This is a genomic window from Spirosoma oryzae (assembly GCF_003002825.1).
Taxonomy (GTDB): Bacteria; Bacteroidota; Bacteroidia; order Cytophagales; family Spirosomataceae; genus Spirosoma; species Spirosoma oryzae.
Genome location: NZ_PVTE01000016.1, coordinates 117,068 through 132,804 on the forward strand (window position 1 = coordinate 117,068; position 15,737 = coordinate 132,804).

The window sequence follows — 15,737 nt, forward strand, 5'->3', positions numbered from 1 at the left end:
CCCAGACGTCCACGTCTGGTAGCCGCCAGGCTAACAAAGCTGCCGCCTGAAGCAGTTGGCCTGACGGCCTCCAGACGTGGACGTCTGGGTTACACGATCAATAAAAATCCTGACGGCGCATCTTGGCCGTTACACCCCGCATGTTGTAGGTGAAGCTAAGTAAAAAGTGGCGAGCCAGTGTCTGAATACTTTCGGTCTGAATATAGTTCTGCCCGTTATACTGACTGACAAACACGTTACGATTCAGGAGATCATAGGCCGACAGCCGTACCTCTGCCCGCTTGGCCTTACCAATGATGTGGTACAGCGACGTATTCAGTATCGGTACCTGCTGGCGGAAGCCCAGTTGATCATTGATGTATGAGCGGTAATTGAACGTTGTGTTGAGGTAGATATCCTTCGGAAATTTCAGGTTCAGATCGCCCCGGTACGTGTAGGTGTAGATCGTCTGATTCTGCCCCACATTGACCGAATAGCGAGCGTTCGTAATGTTGACATTAGCGTTACCGTAGAAGGTAATCCAGTCTTTGGGTGTCAGTTCAAGCCGGGCCCCACCGTTGATATTCTGGTTCTGCGTCTGATTCAAAATATCGGTACCCGGTACCACTTCGGTTACACCGCCGACAAGCCGCGTTTGCCGGATTGGCGTAAAGCTACGGCCGGCACTGAACTGTCCGTTCAGATTCAGGGTTGCCTTGGTTTTCTTTAACGGAAAACCAAAGTTCAGGTAGCCACCCGTAGAGCGCCCACCCGAGATGTTTTCGGGCGATGTCGTTGTAATCAATGTTTCCGTATCAACACTCTGCCCGTATACGATCTGGTTGTCGTTCCACGATGTGAACACGTTCGACCAGAAATTGATGAAACTACCGGGGTTAAAGTAACTAAAACCGACCTGTACCTCCTTATTCAGGCCCGGCAACAGGTTGGGATTACCCGTCGTAACATAGAGTGGATTAGTAATCGTGCGCACCGGCTGTAGATCGCGCGACGACGGAATCTGCACACCTACCGTGTAGCTACCATACAGATACTTGTTGTTTTTCAGATCGTAATTAAGGCCAATATTCGGAATCAGCGTATTGTAGGTGCGCCGGATTGGGATCAACTCCTGCGACCGATCCCGATTGTATTTACCATCGAGCACAAAGCTTTGCCCGGCCAGACCTGCGGATAAGTTCAGCCCCTTATATGAATACCGGACACTGCTTCCCAGTCGATTGTAGGTATAGTTGTTTTTGTAGTACAGACTCAGCGAATCAACCCGCCGTCGAGAATCATCGAGGTTGAATACGCCCCGTTCAACCTCGTCGAAGCGCAGGCTGAAATTGTAGAACGTTTCCCAGTAAAATTTCTTGGCAAACGGTTCAACGTACAGTAAATTGGCTTTATACTGGTTGCTGAGCAGGCTGGTATTCTGATCCTGATTCAGATTGCGGAGGTTACGAAACATATCGTTAACCGTCGTCGCCTGATAAAAATCATTCCGCGATTTCAGCAGTAGATCGGCGTCGTTGTTCGTAAGCTGGTAGGTAGCACTGGCGGCAAAACTGCGACCTTTCTTTTTGAATTTCAGCCGATACAGCGCCGTATTCGCCAGCGCAAACTGGTTAGCCTGTGTACCATTTGTGGTATTACTGGTCGAATACAATTGCTCAGGACTCTTACTAATGCTCTGGTTAATGCGCTGGAAGCTGGCCAGATTTGTGTTACCGATGCCTACCCGACCGTTACTGATCACGACCAGCGTCTGCATCGTATCGAGCTGCTTCTCGAAGCGCAGGCTGATGCGATGGTTGGCATTCCGGTTAAGCTGAATACTGGAATCCCGCGTAATAAGTTGTGTTGCACCAGGTAGCGAACGATCCTGTTTTCGCAGCGTGGCTAAATCCTGTATGGTCTGATTGAAGAAATAACTGGTACTGAGCTTGGTCTTCTTCGTGTCGTAGTTGTAGTTGACACCACCGGCCAGGTTACGTGTGAAGCCCCGGTTATCGCCCCCACTGATCGGAATGCTCAGGCTCTCGTTATCGTCGCCAAAGGTGATGTATCGACCCGAGCCACTAAAGCCGAAATCAGCATCATCGTTCCAGTTGAACGAGTTGCTACCCCGAAAATCCTGGTAGTCGTTCCAGGATAAGCCGCCCTGATTGGTATTGTTACCCAGCAGGACTGCCGACAACTGCCGCTTGCTGTCGAACTTGTTGTAGTTCCCCCGCACGTCGTAACGGGTCGAAACGTTGTTCGAGGCTGGTCCGGCCCCGGCGGTCAGTTTACCGAAGCCGCCTTTCTTAAATTCATCCTTGAGTTGGAGGTTGACGGTTTTCTCTTTCTTCCCGTCGTCGATCCCCGTCAGCTTAGCCTGCTCCGTTTTGTCGTTGAACACCTGCACTTTCGTGATGGCATCGGCCTGTAAGTTCTTGGTAGCCAGCTTCGGATCGCTACCGAAGAACTGCTTCCCGTCGACCGTTACTTTATTAACGGCCTGCCCCTGCGCCCGGATGTTGCCGTCCTGATCGATCTGTACGCCCGGTAATTTTCGCAACAGATCTTCAACTGTTGAGCCGGGTGGTACTTTAAACGAAGCGGCATTGTATTCGATGGTATCACCTTTAATGGTCAGGGGCGCTTTCGCCGTCCGGACAACGACTTCCATCAGTTCCCGCGTGATGGGTTTCAGCTTCAGCCCGCCCAGGTCGAGTACGGCTTCGTCGCCATTTTTAATCAACGCATTGTAGGGGATATAGCCCACGAAGGTGACCTTCAGGATGTAGCTGCCAGCGCGCAGGTTTTTGAAGGTGAACGCCCCCTTGTCATCGGTTCGTCCGAAATTGACCATCGACGAATCTTTGGGACTCAATAGCATGACCGTGGATGACGGCAATGCGTTGTTCAGCGTATCGACGGCTCGACCCTGCAATGTAAAGCGGGTCGGTGTTTGGGCATGTAACACCGTCGTCAGCAGGCATAATGCCCCCAACAGAAAAAGGTTTCTCATGAGAGATAGAGTGAAGGTTGACTGGAACTGTGGCAAGATAATCCGACCGGCAACGGCCTGACACCGTCTTAACGTATTTTAACTATTTTTATAGTATGTTATTTCGTGAGCGGTTTAACCCATTGCCAATGAGTCGACAAAGCACCAAACCGTTGCACGGATCACTTAAAGTGAGACTAAAACAGGCTTAAATCCATACGCAGCCCGCCGATATTTCAGCTGTATTGATTAAACGGTATGTTCTATCTGAGACAGTATCCCTGCTGTGGTAGCCGAACGCTGATCCGGTATGCTTTGTTAGCGGCTCGACACCAGGATGCCGCCGGAGACAGTTAGCGTCCTTCCAGCAGGCTACGGATCGCACGGGCTTTTAGCAAACACTCGGCCCATTCCTGTTCCGGATCGGCATCGTAGGTGATGGCACTGCCCACTGAAAACGATGCGTATTGCCGCTCACTATCGTAAAGCAGCGACCGGATTACGACGCTGAAATCGAAATCGTTGCCGGGCGTGATGTAGCCCAAAGCCCCCGAATACAGCCCCCGCCGGCTACTTTCCAGCTCGTCGATCAGGACCATCGACCGAATCTTGGGCGCACCGGTCATGCTGCCCATCGGGAAGGCGTTACGGATGGCATCAGTCCACGTACAATCTGAACGGAGCGTGGCCGATATAGTCGAAATCATCTGAAACACGTGGCGAAACCCGTAGATGCCAAACAGTTCATCGACCCGTACCGAACCCGTTTCGGCCGACCGCGCCAGGTCGTTTCGCACCAGGTCAACGATCATCAGATTCTCAGCCCGTTCTTTTTCCGAACCAAGCAGCTGTGCCCGAAGCTGCGCATCCTCATCAATCGTCTGCCCCCGGCGGATGGTACCTTTAATGGGTTGAGACGTCAGTTTCATCCCGTCTTTTCGGATAAACCGTTCCGGCGATGCACCCATCAGATAGCGGTCGCCCAAGCGCAGAAAAGCAGAGAACGGCATGGGTGAGCGCTCGTTCAACGCCCAGTAGACGGCTTCCGGTTCGAGCCGGGCCTGCTCGATAAAAAACTCGACACAGTAATTCAGTTCATATACCTCACCTTCACGAATCGCCTGCTGAATTTGCCGGACGGTAGCTTTATACGCGTCGGATGTTACCCGGCAATGCACCGACTGCGGAATAATCGGCTGCGTATCCGGTACTGGATACGCTAGTAACTCGGCCAGCAACGTCTCCGTATCGCCTTCCCCCGTCAGTGTAGCTACGCCGTCCTGGTAATCGATGATCCAGCGGGGTTCGGCAAAGAACGCATCCGGGAAGCCGAGTCGGTTGGCCTGTCGACTGCCTAAGGTCTCCAACTGATTTTTCAGGTCGTAGCCAAAATACCCGACCCAGTATGACGGACGCTCAGCCTGCGCCAGCCGCAGTTGCTCGAACGCGTCTGACTCAGTAGCCCCATCAAAAACAGAAACGACCCGTTTCGCACCAACAAAGAGTCGGTTGGGAAACGGATCGTTTGGATACGCGATATGATTGTTGTTCAACAGCGCGACGAAGCCGTCGTTCTGCGGAAGTGCCATAGCCCAGGCTATAGCTCGTTGCCAGAACAGATCGGTGTACGGTGTACTGTTTTCGGGTGTCAGTTCTCGGTTTTCGGGTGACATAAACTAGTGTGCAGTAGCCGATGACCTACTACTGGATGGAACACAGGAAACGACCCACCGTATTCTGAATACTATAAACCGAAAACCGTATACCGACAGAACTAACTTCTTACCAGCGATACGTCGATAGCGATATCTTTTCCTTCGGCATTCTGACCAATTGTGAACTCCACCTCATCATCGACGTGTAGTTCATCAAAGTCAGTGTCGATCAGACTGGTATAGTGGAAAAACAGGTTGTTGGGCGGGTAGTTGATGAAGCCGTAACCTGATTTCAAACTGCGAATCGTACTGATTTTACGGCCGGTCGGATCATCGTCGGGCCGATCGATCAGGTTGTAGTTTGGTTCGTCTTCGTCTTCAAAATTGGCCGCGTACGAATTTTCACTACTAACGAAACTAGTGCTACTACTGCTACTGGCAATAGCCGGCGTAAACGTCGGCCGTCCCTGCTTGACAAACAGGTTTTGAATAATCGTATCGTTCCGACGGGTACGGTCATCGATCAGGGCATGCATCGCCACCGGATACGACACCTCTTCGAGCAGATCCTGCGACGTGCGCGTTACCTGCCGTTCGCCCTGTTCGTTTTCGAATTCGAAGTCCCAGCTCAGGACCATAATCCGCGAACCAACCGTATTTAGTTTACGAATCAGCGGAACGTAATCACCGTCGGACGTAATCAGCACAACGACGTCGAACTTCTTGTACAGCGCCAGTTCGAAGGCTTCGAGCGCCAGCCATACGTCGATGCCTTTTTCCTGCCGGTATCCCTGGTACGTCTTGACGGGCAGGTAATGCGTTACTACCCCTTCCGACATCAGGATGTCGTCGAACAGTCGATCGTAGAACAGCTGATTACCCCGCTGATTGGCTTCGTGCGCGTTGAGCCGGCCCCGGAAGTAATGGGCATCGACAATCTGGCAAAGTCGTTCGTTAACGCCTTCGAGCTCCGCTACCTGCTGCCGAATAAACGCATGCAGACCCGAGATGCTGATCCGACTGCGTCGTTCGTGGGAATAGTTATAATAATTACTTACGTGAAGAAAATAGTTACCGTCATAAAAGACCCCTATTCGGGTCAGTCGGGATGACACTGACTGCATATATACTGTTTGTGTAAATGGTAAGCTAACTAAATAGACGTGGTAATTATATCGGGATAAATCGCGTACGGTATACTAAAAGAGGGTGGATATACTACGTTATAGAAGGTTGATCGGTATGTAATTCCCGAATCAGCGAACTGATTTAACTACGTGTCGTGCGGCAAAACTACACCTTTTTTAGAAGCAATCACGCCGGGCCGGTATCTTTGCGGCTTCTACCGCTGCTTTTTTATGCAAAGACTATTATTTATCGACCGTGACGGAACCCTGATCGTCGAACCGCAACCCGATCAGCAGGTCGATTCACTGGCCAAGCTCGACTACATTCCCGGCGCGCTGTCGGCCATGCGGCAAATCGCCCTCGATACCGACTACAAGCTGGTGATGGTCACCAATCAGGACGGACTCGGCACCGACGCTTTCCCCGAGGAAACCTTCTGGCCCGCCCATAACAAAATGATGGCTGCTTTCGAAGGGGAACGCGTTCAGTTCGACGCCGTTCACATCGACCGTCATTTTCCGCATCAAAACAGCACCACGCGTAAACCGGGAACGGGCATGCTGACCGAGTACTTCGACAGCACCAAATACGATCTCGCTAACAGTTACGTCATCGGCGACCGGCTGACCGACGTACAATTAGCCGTCAATCTGGGGGCTAAAGCCATTCTGTTTCTCCCCCCCGGCGGACTGGCATCGGTGCAAATGGCCGACATTACGCAGCAAACCGACGCCATGCAGCAGGCTATTGCCTTGACCACCAACGACTGGCACGAGATTCACACCTTCCTGCGCCTTCCCGCCCGTACCACTACCGTTGAGCGGAACACGAAAGAAACCCAGATTCGGGTCGATCTGAACCTCGACGGTACCGGTAAGGCCGACATCAAAACGGGGCTTGGCTTTTTCGATCACATGCTCGATCAGGTGGCCAAACATTCGGGCTCCGACCTGACCATCCGCGTGCAGGGTGATCTGCATATCGACGAGCACCACACCATCGAAGACACGGCACTGGCACTCGGTGAAGCCTACCGCAGGGCGCTTGGCGACAAGAAAGGCATCAGCCGCTATGGGTATCTGCTACCAATGGACGACGCGCTGGCGCAGGTCGCCATCGACTTCTCGGGCCGGCCCTGGCTGGTATGGGAAGCAGACTTCCGACGGGAGAAAGTCGGCGACATGCCAACCGAACTGTTCCATCATTTTTTCAAGTCGTTTTCCGATACGGCGCAGTGTAACCTGAACGTCAAAGTAGAAGGCGACAACGAGCACCACAAGATCGAAGCAATTTTCAAAGCCTTTGCCAAGGCGATCAAGATGGCCGTTCGGCGCGACATTCACGAACTCGACAATCTGCCGAGCACGAAAGGTGTTTTATAACAAGGCTTTGTACCAAGACTTTGTGACAAGGCTTTTCCGTCGTACTTTTGCGGCATCTTCAATCGAGCACTGACATGGATTTATCAACCCCATTGACCCTTCTGTTCTACGCGGTTCTGTTAATCGCTGCGTTCATGACCGGCAAGTGGCTGGAGCGCAAAGACCGGAAGTATTAAATCTGTACGCGGTTTTCGGTTTACAGTTTACGGTGGTCACGGTGGCGCAGTCCGTCACACGACCGGTATTGACCGAACACCATAAACTGTAAACCGAAAACCGTTTTTTATGCTCGGTGCCCTGACTCGGTGGCTATTCAGATTGTGGGGCTGGCGCATTCAGGGGCCGGTGCCGACAGTACCCAAAGCAATTTGGGTGGTCGCTCCCCACACGACCAATTGGGATTTCCCCATCGGCCTGGGCATTCGCCCGACGATCGGTATCTGGATTCAGTACCTCGCCAAGAGTTCGCTTTTTACCTGGTATTCGGGCTGGCTTTTTCGTCTGCTCGGAGGTAAGCCGGTCTACCGTGACAAATCGACCAATCTCGTCGATGCAACGGTCCGGGTTTTTAACGAGAGCGACCGGCTGCATATCTGCATCACACCCGAAGGCACCCGCGCCAACGTCGACAAACTGAAAACGGGCTTCTACTACATTGCCCTGAAAGCCAACGTACCACTTATTCTGGTTGGCTTTGACTGGCCCCGCAAACTCGTCCTGCTCAGCGAACCCCTCTACGTTACGGGTGATTATCAGCGGGATATGCTGCCCTTTTACCAGTTTTTCGCGCAGGTTCACGGCAAAAAGAAAGACTGGCTGCTGCGCTGGGAGAAAACGGGTATTATCGACTAGAGCTGGTGCTGTAGCGCCTGTACCATCAGTGCCCCCGCCCGCTCCGACGCACCGGGTTCGCCCATGCGCTGCCGTACCTCCGCGTATCCGGCTAGCTGATCGGCCCGTCGACTGCCGCCCGGCAGGATAGCCCGCAATTCGCTCACAACGGTATCTTCCCGAAAATCCTGTATCAATTCTTTTACGACTTCCCGATCGGCAATCAGGTTGACGAGCGAGATAAACCGCACCGACATCGCCCGTTTGGCTATCGCATAAAACAACTTCGACGCTTTGTAGCACACCACCTGCGGTACGGTAAACAGCGCCGTTTCGAGGGTTGCCGTCCCCGATGTTACCAAGGCCGCCGTCGCCACCGTCAGCAGATCGTAAGCAGCATCGTTTACACGGCCCACGTCGGGGTAATTACGCAGCAGTTCATCGTACAGACTCGTCGGCAGATTACTGACTGTTCCAACGACAAACCGGTAGTCCGGGAAATGGCGCGTAGCCGACAGCATCGTCGGCAGCATCCCCAGAATCTCCTGCCGACGACTACCGGGTAGCAACGCGATGATGGGTCGATCCAGACCAGATTTAGTGATACCAGCGATCTTCGTCAGAAACTGCGGGGCGGGCTGAAACTGAACGAGCGCGTCGAGCAATGGATTACCTACGTAATCGACCTTATAATCGTATTGAGCGAAGAATTCAGTCTCGAAAGGCAGGATTGTAAAAAGGCGGTCGACCGACGCCTTGATCTTATTCGCCCGGCTGGGATTCCAGGCCCATACCTTCGGCGCGATGTAATAAAACACCCGAATGCCGTGCGCTTTGGCAAACCTGGCCACGCGCAGGTTAAAGCCCGAGTAGTCGATCAGAATCAGCACGTCGGGGCGGTGCGCCAGCAGGTCGGCCTGACATTCGCGCATGATTCGGCGAATTGTACCCAGATTACGGGCCACTTCCACAAAGCCCATAAAGGCCATTTCGCGGTAGTGCCGAACAAGCGTTGCCCCGGCGGTTTCCATCTGTTCGCCCCCATAGGCCCGGAACTGAGCCTGCGGGTCGTGCTGCCGGATCGACCGGATCAGATTGGCACCGTGTAAATCGCCCGAGCGTTCGCCCGCAATCAGGTAATACGTCATGGGTTATTCCCCGTAATAGTCAACGAAGTTTTTGGGCGTTTCGTAGAGCCGCAGCTGATGCAAATGTGCTTCACTAACATCGCGCAGGGCCCGCTCCAGAATCTTCCAGATCTCCATGATGAAGATTTCGCAGGACGCCATTTTACCCCGCATGAACTCGACATCAAGATTCAGGTTTTTGTGGTCGACCTTTTCGATCACTTCGCGTTTAATGATGTCGCCAAGTACTTTCAGATCGATCACGAAACCCGTATCAGGATCGGGTTCGCCCTTGACGGTTACGATCAGTTCGAAGTTATGCCCGTGCCAGTTGATATTGGCGCAGGGGCCAAAAACTTCCTTGTTTTTTTCCTCCGACCAGTTCGGATTGTAGAGCCGGTGAGCCGCGTTAAAGTGCTCGATTCGATTGATATAGACCATTGCTCTGGTTTAGATAAGGCGGTTGCCAGAAACGCCCTTGTGAAACAAACCGCAAAGATACAAACTTCCCCCGGACGATGTTTATCCGTAATGCAGTCTGTAGCATCATCAGCGGATAGTGTGCTGTCGCTCCCGTTGCTGTCTATAACTAGTGAACCTTAAGATACAGACTTCTTAGCGAATCGATAGCACTACACAACCAACTGCAAGTTTACTATCGCCGTGTTATTAGCCACCGTTATTTATTGACATATATCAATAAATAATGATAATTTGTACAGTTGCTTTGCTAGCAAATCAGACACAAATACTATCAGCAAATTGCTAGACCGTCATTTCTCCACTGGTAATGCTCTAACCGAATACAAAACTTTACCATTGAATGAGAATGTCCTTACTTAGAAGAGCTATTTTCTATGTGCTTTCATAAATAGGCTTGTGGCCGCCTTGCTCGATAAACTATCCTGTAATTTCCAGACAAAGCTGAGCGAAAAAGGCAACTAATTATTCCTTCAGCCACTGCATATTCTATGCCCTTTATTTTTGCACGCAAGTCATTCAGTAATTCTTACTAAACACTAAAAGCCAAATAAAATGAGAGCCACTAAAGTAATCCTAGCGATCCTTTTGTTCGTTGTGCTATGCAATTTACCTCCTTTGCATTTTTTTATGCTGCTGATAAGTGGTGATGCTATAGTTTCAGGCTCAATGGAATATACGTATATTACCTCTGATTTAAAATTTGTACACGAAGGTAGTTTAGCAGATTTATCAAGTAACAGTTGCTACCAGGATTACATCCGGTTAAATGGAAACCACACATTGCATAGACTTCAAAAAATAGAACCCTGGAGATTCTGGCGGTGGGGTGATTATCTGCTCAATGAGAAATGGAGGCAACCCTATCTGGAAATCTCGCCAGACGAACTCCATAAAGCTATGCATCAGTTTGCAGCAACTTATGGAGCAAGTGACGGTTCGCTCAGATGCAAACTGGATGAAAAAAGAGATGGGCTATGGTAGTCAACTAATTGCAATTGTCTATCTCTTCTTAGCCCTGATTCTACTCAATGTTTCTGGTGTCACGCCTATAAAAGAAGCTATGTGCTGATTACTGATCCTATTGACTACATAGGAATAGTTTTTCAAAAAGAATTTATACTTTTCTTCGCCTGTATTCATCCTAATAAAGTGGGTTCTGGTTTCTGACCTAACGTAATAGTCTTCGACCAAAAACCGGCCTACTTTATTGAATTCAGCAAAATTATCGTATATATAGTGTAAGTTTTCTCGATTTATAACGTAAAAAACACAATCCTCTACCGTTTCTAAATATTCGAATGGCGGCATGTTCCCAAAAAAGCTTATCGGAGAAAGTGCAAAATCTCCTTCTCTCATGAAACCAGTCGTAATGTCTTTGCCTTCCTTGATGTAAAAACCTCGTATAAGTCCTGATTCAACGAAAAACATCTTGTCCGAAACTTTACTCGGGTCCAAAATATAGTTTCCCTTTTTCACCTCCTGCCTATACACCTTTTTACGCAAACAATCTACGAGTTCAGCATTGAGTACGATTATACTTGCAATAACTTGGAATAACTTCTCCATTTTGATAACGTTTCAAGCTTATTTTATACAGCCCCAAAAGCAGAATGCTGACTAAAATCGTGTTGGCAGCGACCCGAACACCGGAGTCAACGTTGTGTCAGCCACATTACGGCAAACGCGAATATGGCATTCGTCAGCTTATTGACTGCATGCTGTAGCCGTTACACACGGCCTACATGGGCGCGACTCATCGGGACGATGGCGTGGTCTGCCGTGCTTCCGCAGGCAGCGTCTGGCGAAGATAGACGCCCAGCCTTTCGACAAGTTACTAAAGCGTGTGAACACACCACTACCCATCGTTGCGGTATCGTCTCCGGTTAATTGGCTTAACACAACCATGATAAGCCACAGTCGGAAGGCTTGCGCATTGCACTACGCAACGTCGGTTCCGCAATTGTTCACAGTAAAATAATCCAATTTAATCAAAAAATTGCCTATTCTTTTGTATGTGTACGAACACGTACCTTTACGGACTCTTTTTTTGCTTTATCCTGATTTATACCAGCTTAAAGTAATTAACACGCATACAACGCTACTTTATGATTATCGTTACGGGGGCAGCCGGTTTTATCGGGAGCTGTTTGATCAGCCGACTGAATCAGGAAAATTTCAATTTCATTGTAGCCGTCGATAATTTTTCCGATCCTCGTAAAGAAAAGAACCTGGTAGGTAAGCGTATTCAGGAACGGGTCGACCGGGAGGTGTTCTTCGACTGGCTCGATCAGAATTACCAGGAAGTCGAATTCATCTTTCACATCGGAGCCCGTACCGACACGACCGAGTTCGACTGGGACGTACTGGAGCACCTGAATCTGGCGTATTCCAAACGCATCTGGGAACGTTGTATCGAGTATCAGATCCCGCTTGTTTATGCCTCGTCGGCCGCGACGTATGGATTGGGTGAGCTGGGTTACGACGACAACGAGTCGCAAATTCCCCAACTGAAACCGCTGAACCCCTACGGCGAATCGAAGAATCAGTTCGATATCTGGGCGCTGGAGCAGGAACGTAAGCCGTTTTTCTGGGCGGGTCTTAAATTCTTCAACGTATACGGCCCCAACGAATACCACAAAGACCGCATGGCCTCCGTGATTTTCCATACGGTCAATCAGATTCAGAAAACGGGCAAAATGAATCTGTTCCGCTCACACAACCCCGACTATGCCGATGGCGAGCAAATGCGTGACTTCGTTTACGTGAAAGACGTTGTCGACGTTTGTTTATTCCTGATGCATCACCGGCGCAACTCCGGTATCTACAACCTGGGCAGCGGCAAGGCCCGCACCTTCCTCGACCTGGCGACCAACACGTTCCGCGCCTTGGGCCTTGAACCGAACATCGGCTTCGTCGATACGCCCGCCGACATCCGCGACAAGTATCAGTATTTCACGCAGGCCAATATGGCCAAGCTCCGGTCGATTGGTTACGATCGTCCCTTCTGTTCACTCGAAGAAGGCATCGCTGATTACGTAGGTCATTATCTGAAAGACAGCAACTATCTGTAGACACTTTACTTTCTTCATAGTCTTCATTTTCGCAACCCGTTTGCCGGCCGTACTTCTACTGTCAGTAAACGGGTTACGCCATTTATTACAGTTCTCTTTTGTCATTCCGCGCCTACGGGGAACCTTCGGTAATATGCAAAGATTGCCGACCGGGCTGCCGGCTCGGAATGGCAAAGCGCTGCTATTGGCCATGCCTGCTCCTGCTTTCGTTCAGCGATTAACCAGAATGCGCACAGCTTAACAATTCTTAACAGACGGCTTTAAGAAACGTTAACAGCCGACCGGCAATCCGCGTCGGATACCGCCTGTACTTTTACGGCCACGATCAACACGTCGATGTTCTTATTTCAGGCATGAAACACGTTTTCTGGCTATTCCTGCTATCCACACTATTTATAAATCCTGCGCGGTCACAGTCGGGCGGGGCTACCTCTACCTCGATCGGCAGTGGCACCGTTCTGAGCGGTATCGTGCTCGACTCCGTTTCGCGCAAGCCGGTCGCCTTTGCAACGGTAGCCCTGCTGACGGACAAGCGAGTAGCTACTACCGGTACAACTACCGACGAGCAGGGGCGTTTTAGCCTGGGTAGCACCACGCCCGGCTCCTACACGCTGTCGGTATCGTTCGTAGGCTACCGAACCACACTGCGATCGGGCATTCAGATTCAGGCTGGTCAATCGGCAGACGTAGGCACCATTTTGTTACAGACCGACGCCAAAACGCTGGGAGCCGTAAACGTGGTTGCCCAGAAAGCACTGGTTGAGGACAAAGGCGATCGACTGGTATACAACGCGGAAAACGACATCGCGAACACGGGCGGAACCGCTATCGACGTGATGCGTAAAGTGCCGATGCTGTCGGTGGACCTGGACGGCAATCTGAAGATGCGCGGCAGCAGCAACATCAAAGTGCTGGTCAATGGAAAACCGTCCAGCATCATGGCCCGGAACCTGGCCGATGCCCTGAAGCAAATGCCCGCCAGCAGTATCAAAAGCGTCGAAGTCATCACCAGTCCGGGGGCGAAATACGATGCTGAAGGGTCGGCGGGTGTGATCAACATCATCACCAAGAAAGCGATCACCGGCACCAACGGCTCCATCAACGCGACCGGCGGTAACCTGAACCGGGGTCTGGGCCTTAACCTGACAACCAAAGGCGAAAAGCTGGGACTCAACGTGCAGCTTAGCGGCAATCAGTACCGAAACATCGCCAGTTCGACTACGACTCGTACGACGCTGGTCGATGGGCAACCCGCTGGTGTGCTCCTGCAACGCAGCAATCAGGATAATGTCAGTCTGTCGGGTAACGGGACGGTAAGCCTTGATTATGATCCCGATTCACTCAACCGGATCAGTCTGTCGACAGCCGGCTGGGGCGGTAACTTTCCAACCAATTCGCAACTATATACACTACAGACCGATACGCAGGGGGCCGTCGTACAGGAATACAACCGCGACATTCGCCACCGCAACCCGTTCGGCAACACCGAATTTAACCTGGGCTGGACGCGCACCTTCAAACAACCGGGTCGTGAGTTCGCTGTGCTGGCGCAATACAGCCGTATGCCCGACAACTATTTCTACACGATACGGCAGACACCTCCCGGCTCTGAAACGACGAACTATCTGGAACGGGCAACCAACTACAGCCGGAACAAGGAATACACGCTGCAAACGGATTATAGCCACCCGTTCAAACTCCGCTGGCGCGATACGACGACGGCCAAACTGGAAGTAGGCGCGAAAACCATCCGGCGCGACATCGGCAGCGATTATACCATCGAATCGGCGCTAACCGGACGCGAAGCCGACTATACCATTGATCCAACCCGGTCGAATCAGTTTACGTACAGGCAGCAGGTAACGGCAGCCTATGTATCGCTGAAGCTGGAGACAAAGAGTAAGTGGAACCTGACGGCAGGAGCGCGTCTGGAGCATACGAGCATCATGGGCGACTTTCCCAGCACGAATACCTCGTTCAGTACCGGCTATAGCAACCTGATTCCGAGCGTTACGCTGGCAAAAACGCTCGGCGAGAGCCACACGGTCAAGCTAAGTTATACCCAGCGCATTTCGCGCCCGCTGGTTTGGTACCTCAATCCGTACCGTGATTACACCGACGCGAAGAACGTGCGGACGGGTAATCCCTACCTAAACCCCGAACTTACCCACGCGACCGAACTATCGTACAGTACGTTCAACAAGGAAGGTTCATCGCTGAATGCAGCCTTGTACTGGCGGCAAACCAACAATTCGATTGAATACCTGACCACCGTCGATCCGCAGGGCGTGGGACTGATGGGGCCACAAAACATCGGTCGAAATGCCAGTTACGGTGTGAACATCAATGGTGTATGGCAGGTCAATAAGGCACTGAACGTCACCGTCGGTACCGACATCATGTACGTCGATCTGATTAGCCGGGCCCTTAGTCTGCGCAACCGGGGCTGGATCGGCAATGCCAACGCGACCGTCAGTTACAAACTCCCGCACGACCTGTCGCTGGAAGCCAACGGAAACGTCTTTTCAGGGGGCGTCTCGCTACAGAGCGATTATTCCGCCTTTTACTTCTACGGCCTGTCGGTAAAGAAGGAGTTTATGGACAAGAAAATCAGCCTGACGCTGAACATCAACAATCCATTTACGCCGGCCAATCGCCTTACCGAAAACCAGTATTCAACGACGTTTCTGGCACAGCAACAGCTTTCGTTCGTCAATCAATCGTTTCGGCTGACGGTCAATTACAAATTCGGCTCGACCAGTTCAGGCAACGGCAAAACCAGCCGCAAGATCACGAACGACGATGCCAAGGGTGGCCGGTAGCGCTCGTTGATTAGCGCTCGTTGTCGACTTACCTAAAAGGCATGTTTAGTAAGCCTTGGCCCGTTTACCCCTGAATTCCCCAAAGGGGACTTTCTCCCATTGCGAGCAAAGTCCCCCTTTAGGGCAAGGCGGTTAAGTTCTAGCCTGTTTACCCCCCAGCCCCCTAAGAGGTTGTTTGGGGAAGCGTGTTTATGGAATTCGATTCAGTAAAATGGCAATAAACCCTAGCCGCACCATGGCCTCCGAGCTGACAACCGTTTT

Annotated in this window: 11 protein-coding genes; 5 read left to right on the top strand and 6 right to left on the bottom strand. The window is 51.3% G+C overall.

From position 1 onward, the window contains the following. Positions 1–97 precede the first annotated feature (97 nt). The 3 genes from CLV58_RS18565 to CLV58_RS18575 all read right to left on the bottom strand — a co-directional run bounded on the left by CLV58_RS18565 (position 98) and on the right by CLV58_RS18575 (position 5,756). Positions 98–2,998, bottom strand: coding sequence for a TonB-dependent receptor domain-containing protein (locus CLV58_RS18565; RefSeq protein ID WP_106139316.1), 2,901 nt, complete (start codon positions 2,996–2,998; stop codon positions 98–100). 332 nt (positions 2,999–3,330) lie between these two features. Beyond that, on the bottom strand, positions 3,331–4,650 hold the full coding sequence (locus CLV58_RS18570; RefSeq protein WP_106139317.1) for an anthranilate synthase component I family protein: 1,320 nt from the start codon (positions 4,648–4,650) through the stop codon (positions 3,331–3,333). A 101-nt stretch (positions 4,651–4,751) separates the two neighbouring features. Then, entirely contained in the window at positions 4,752–5,756 is a 1,005-nt protein-coding gene (locus CLV58_RS18575; protein WP_106139318.1) for an NYN domain-containing protein, read from the bottom strand. A 234-nt stretch (positions 5,757–5,990) separates the two neighbouring features. Here CLV58_RS18575 and hisB point away from each other — a divergent pair, with 234 nt between their 5' ends. Both hisB and CLV58_RS18585 read left to right on the top strand, forming a co-directional pair. Then, the gene (gene hisB / locus CLV58_RS18580) at positions 5,991–7,142 is read left to right on the top strand and encodes a bifunctional histidinol-phosphatase/imidazoleglycerol-phosphate dehydratase HisB (protein ID WP_106139319.1); all 1,152 of its coding nucleotides are present in this window, start codon (positions 5,991–5,993) and stop codon (positions 7,140–7,142) included. A gap of 285 nt (positions 7,143–7,427) precedes the next feature. Next, positions 7,428–7,994: a 1-acyl-sn-glycerol-3-phosphate acyltransferase gene (locus CLV58_RS18585; RefSeq protein WP_106139320.1), complete on the top strand. Its 567-nt coding sequence runs from the start codon at positions 7,428–7,430 to the stop codon at positions 7,992–7,994. Here CLV58_RS18585 and lpxB read toward each other — a convergent pair. Continuing rightward, positions 7,991–9,121 (bottom strand): lipid-A-disaccharide synthase, encoded by a 1,131-nt coding sequence (gene lpxB / locus CLV58_RS18590; protein ID WP_106139321.1) that lies wholly within the window; start codon positions 9,119–9,121, stop codon positions 7,991–7,993. The genes CLV58_RS18585 and lpxB overlap by 4 nt on opposite strands. Positions 9,122–9,124: 3 nt before the next feature. Then, complete coding sequence (locus CLV58_RS18595; protein WP_106139322.1) at positions 9,125–9,541, bottom strand: 6-pyruvoyl trahydropterin synthase family protein; 417 nt, start codon at positions 9,539–9,541, stop codon at positions 9,125–9,127. A 669-nt stretch (positions 9,542–10,210) separates the two neighbouring features. Between CLV58_RS18595 and CLV58_RS18600 the strand changes: the two genes are divergently transcribed. Further along, a complete protein-coding gene (locus CLV58_RS18600) occupies positions 10,211–10,564 on the top strand; it encodes a hypothetical protein (protein WP_146141471.1) in 354 nt (117 codons plus the stop codon). An 18-nt stretch (positions 10,565–10,582) separates the two neighbouring features. On the opposite strand, the gene CLV58_RS18605 is transcribed toward CLV58_RS18600, so the two are convergent. Next, on the bottom strand, positions 10,583–11,149 hold the full coding sequence (locus CLV58_RS18605; protein ID WP_106139324.1) for a Crp/Fnr family transcriptional regulator: 567 nt from the start codon (positions 11,147–11,149) through the stop codon (positions 10,583–10,585). 539 nt (positions 11,150–11,688) lie between these two features. On the opposite strand from CLV58_RS18605, the gene rfaD reads away from it, so the two are divergent. Further along, positions 11,689–12,654, top strand: coding sequence for an ADP-glyceromanno-heptose 6-epimerase (rfaD, locus tag CLV58_RS18610; protein WP_106139325.1), 966 nt, complete (start codon positions 11,689–11,691; stop codon positions 12,652–12,654). Positions 12,655–13,007: 353 nt separating this feature from the next. After that, positions 13,008–15,476 (top strand): TonB-dependent receptor domain-containing protein, encoded by a 2,469-nt coding sequence (locus CLV58_RS18615; RefSeq protein ID WP_106139326.1) that lies wholly within the window; start codon positions 13,008–13,010, stop codon positions 15,474–15,476. The last annotated feature ends 261 nt before the right edge of the window (positions 15,477–15,737 follow it).

Bases quoted from the DNA above. Each gene is read 5' to 3' on its own strand.
- CLV58_RS18565 (WP_106139316.1), bottom strand. From the start codon at position 2,998: ATGAGAAACCTTTTTCTGTTGGGGGCATTATGCCTGCTGACGACGGTG.
- CLV58_RS18570 (WP_106139317.1), bottom strand. From the start codon at position 4,650: ATGTCACCCGAAAACCGAGAACTGACACCCGAAAACAGTACACCGTAC.
- CLV58_RS18575 (WP_106139318.1), bottom strand. From the start codon at position 5,756: ATGCAGTCAGTGTCATCCCGACTGACCCGAATAGGGGTCTTTTATGAC.
- hisB (WP_106139319.1), top strand. From the start codon at position 5,991: ATGCAAAGACTATTATTTATCGACCGTGACGGAACCCTGATCGTCGAA.
- CLV58_RS18585 (WP_106139320.1), top strand. From the start codon at position 7,428: ATGCTCGGTGCCCTGACTCGGTGGCTATTCAGATTGTGGGGCTGGCGC.
- lpxB (WP_106139321.1), bottom strand. From the start codon at position 9,121: ATGACGTATTACCTGATTGCGGGCGAACGCTCGGGCGATTTACACGGT.
- CLV58_RS18595 (WP_106139322.1), bottom strand. From the start codon at position 9,541: ATGGTCTATATCAATCGAATCGAGCACTTTAACGCGGCTCACCGGCTC.
- CLV58_RS18600 (WP_146141471.1), top strand. From the start codon at position 10,211: ATGCTGCTGATAAGTGGTGATGCTATAGTTTCAGGCTCAATGGAATAT.
- CLV58_RS18605 (WP_106139324.1), bottom strand. From the start codon at position 11,149: ATGGAGAAGTTATTCCAAGTTATTGCAAGTATAATCGTACTCAATGCT.
- rfaD (WP_106139325.1), top strand. From the start codon at position 11,689: ATGATTATCGTTACGGGGGCAGCCGGTTTTATCGGGAGCTGTTTGATC.
- CLV58_RS18615 (WP_106139326.1), top strand. From the start codon at position 13,008: ATGAAACACGTTTTCTGGCTATTCCTGCTATCCACACTATTTATAAAT.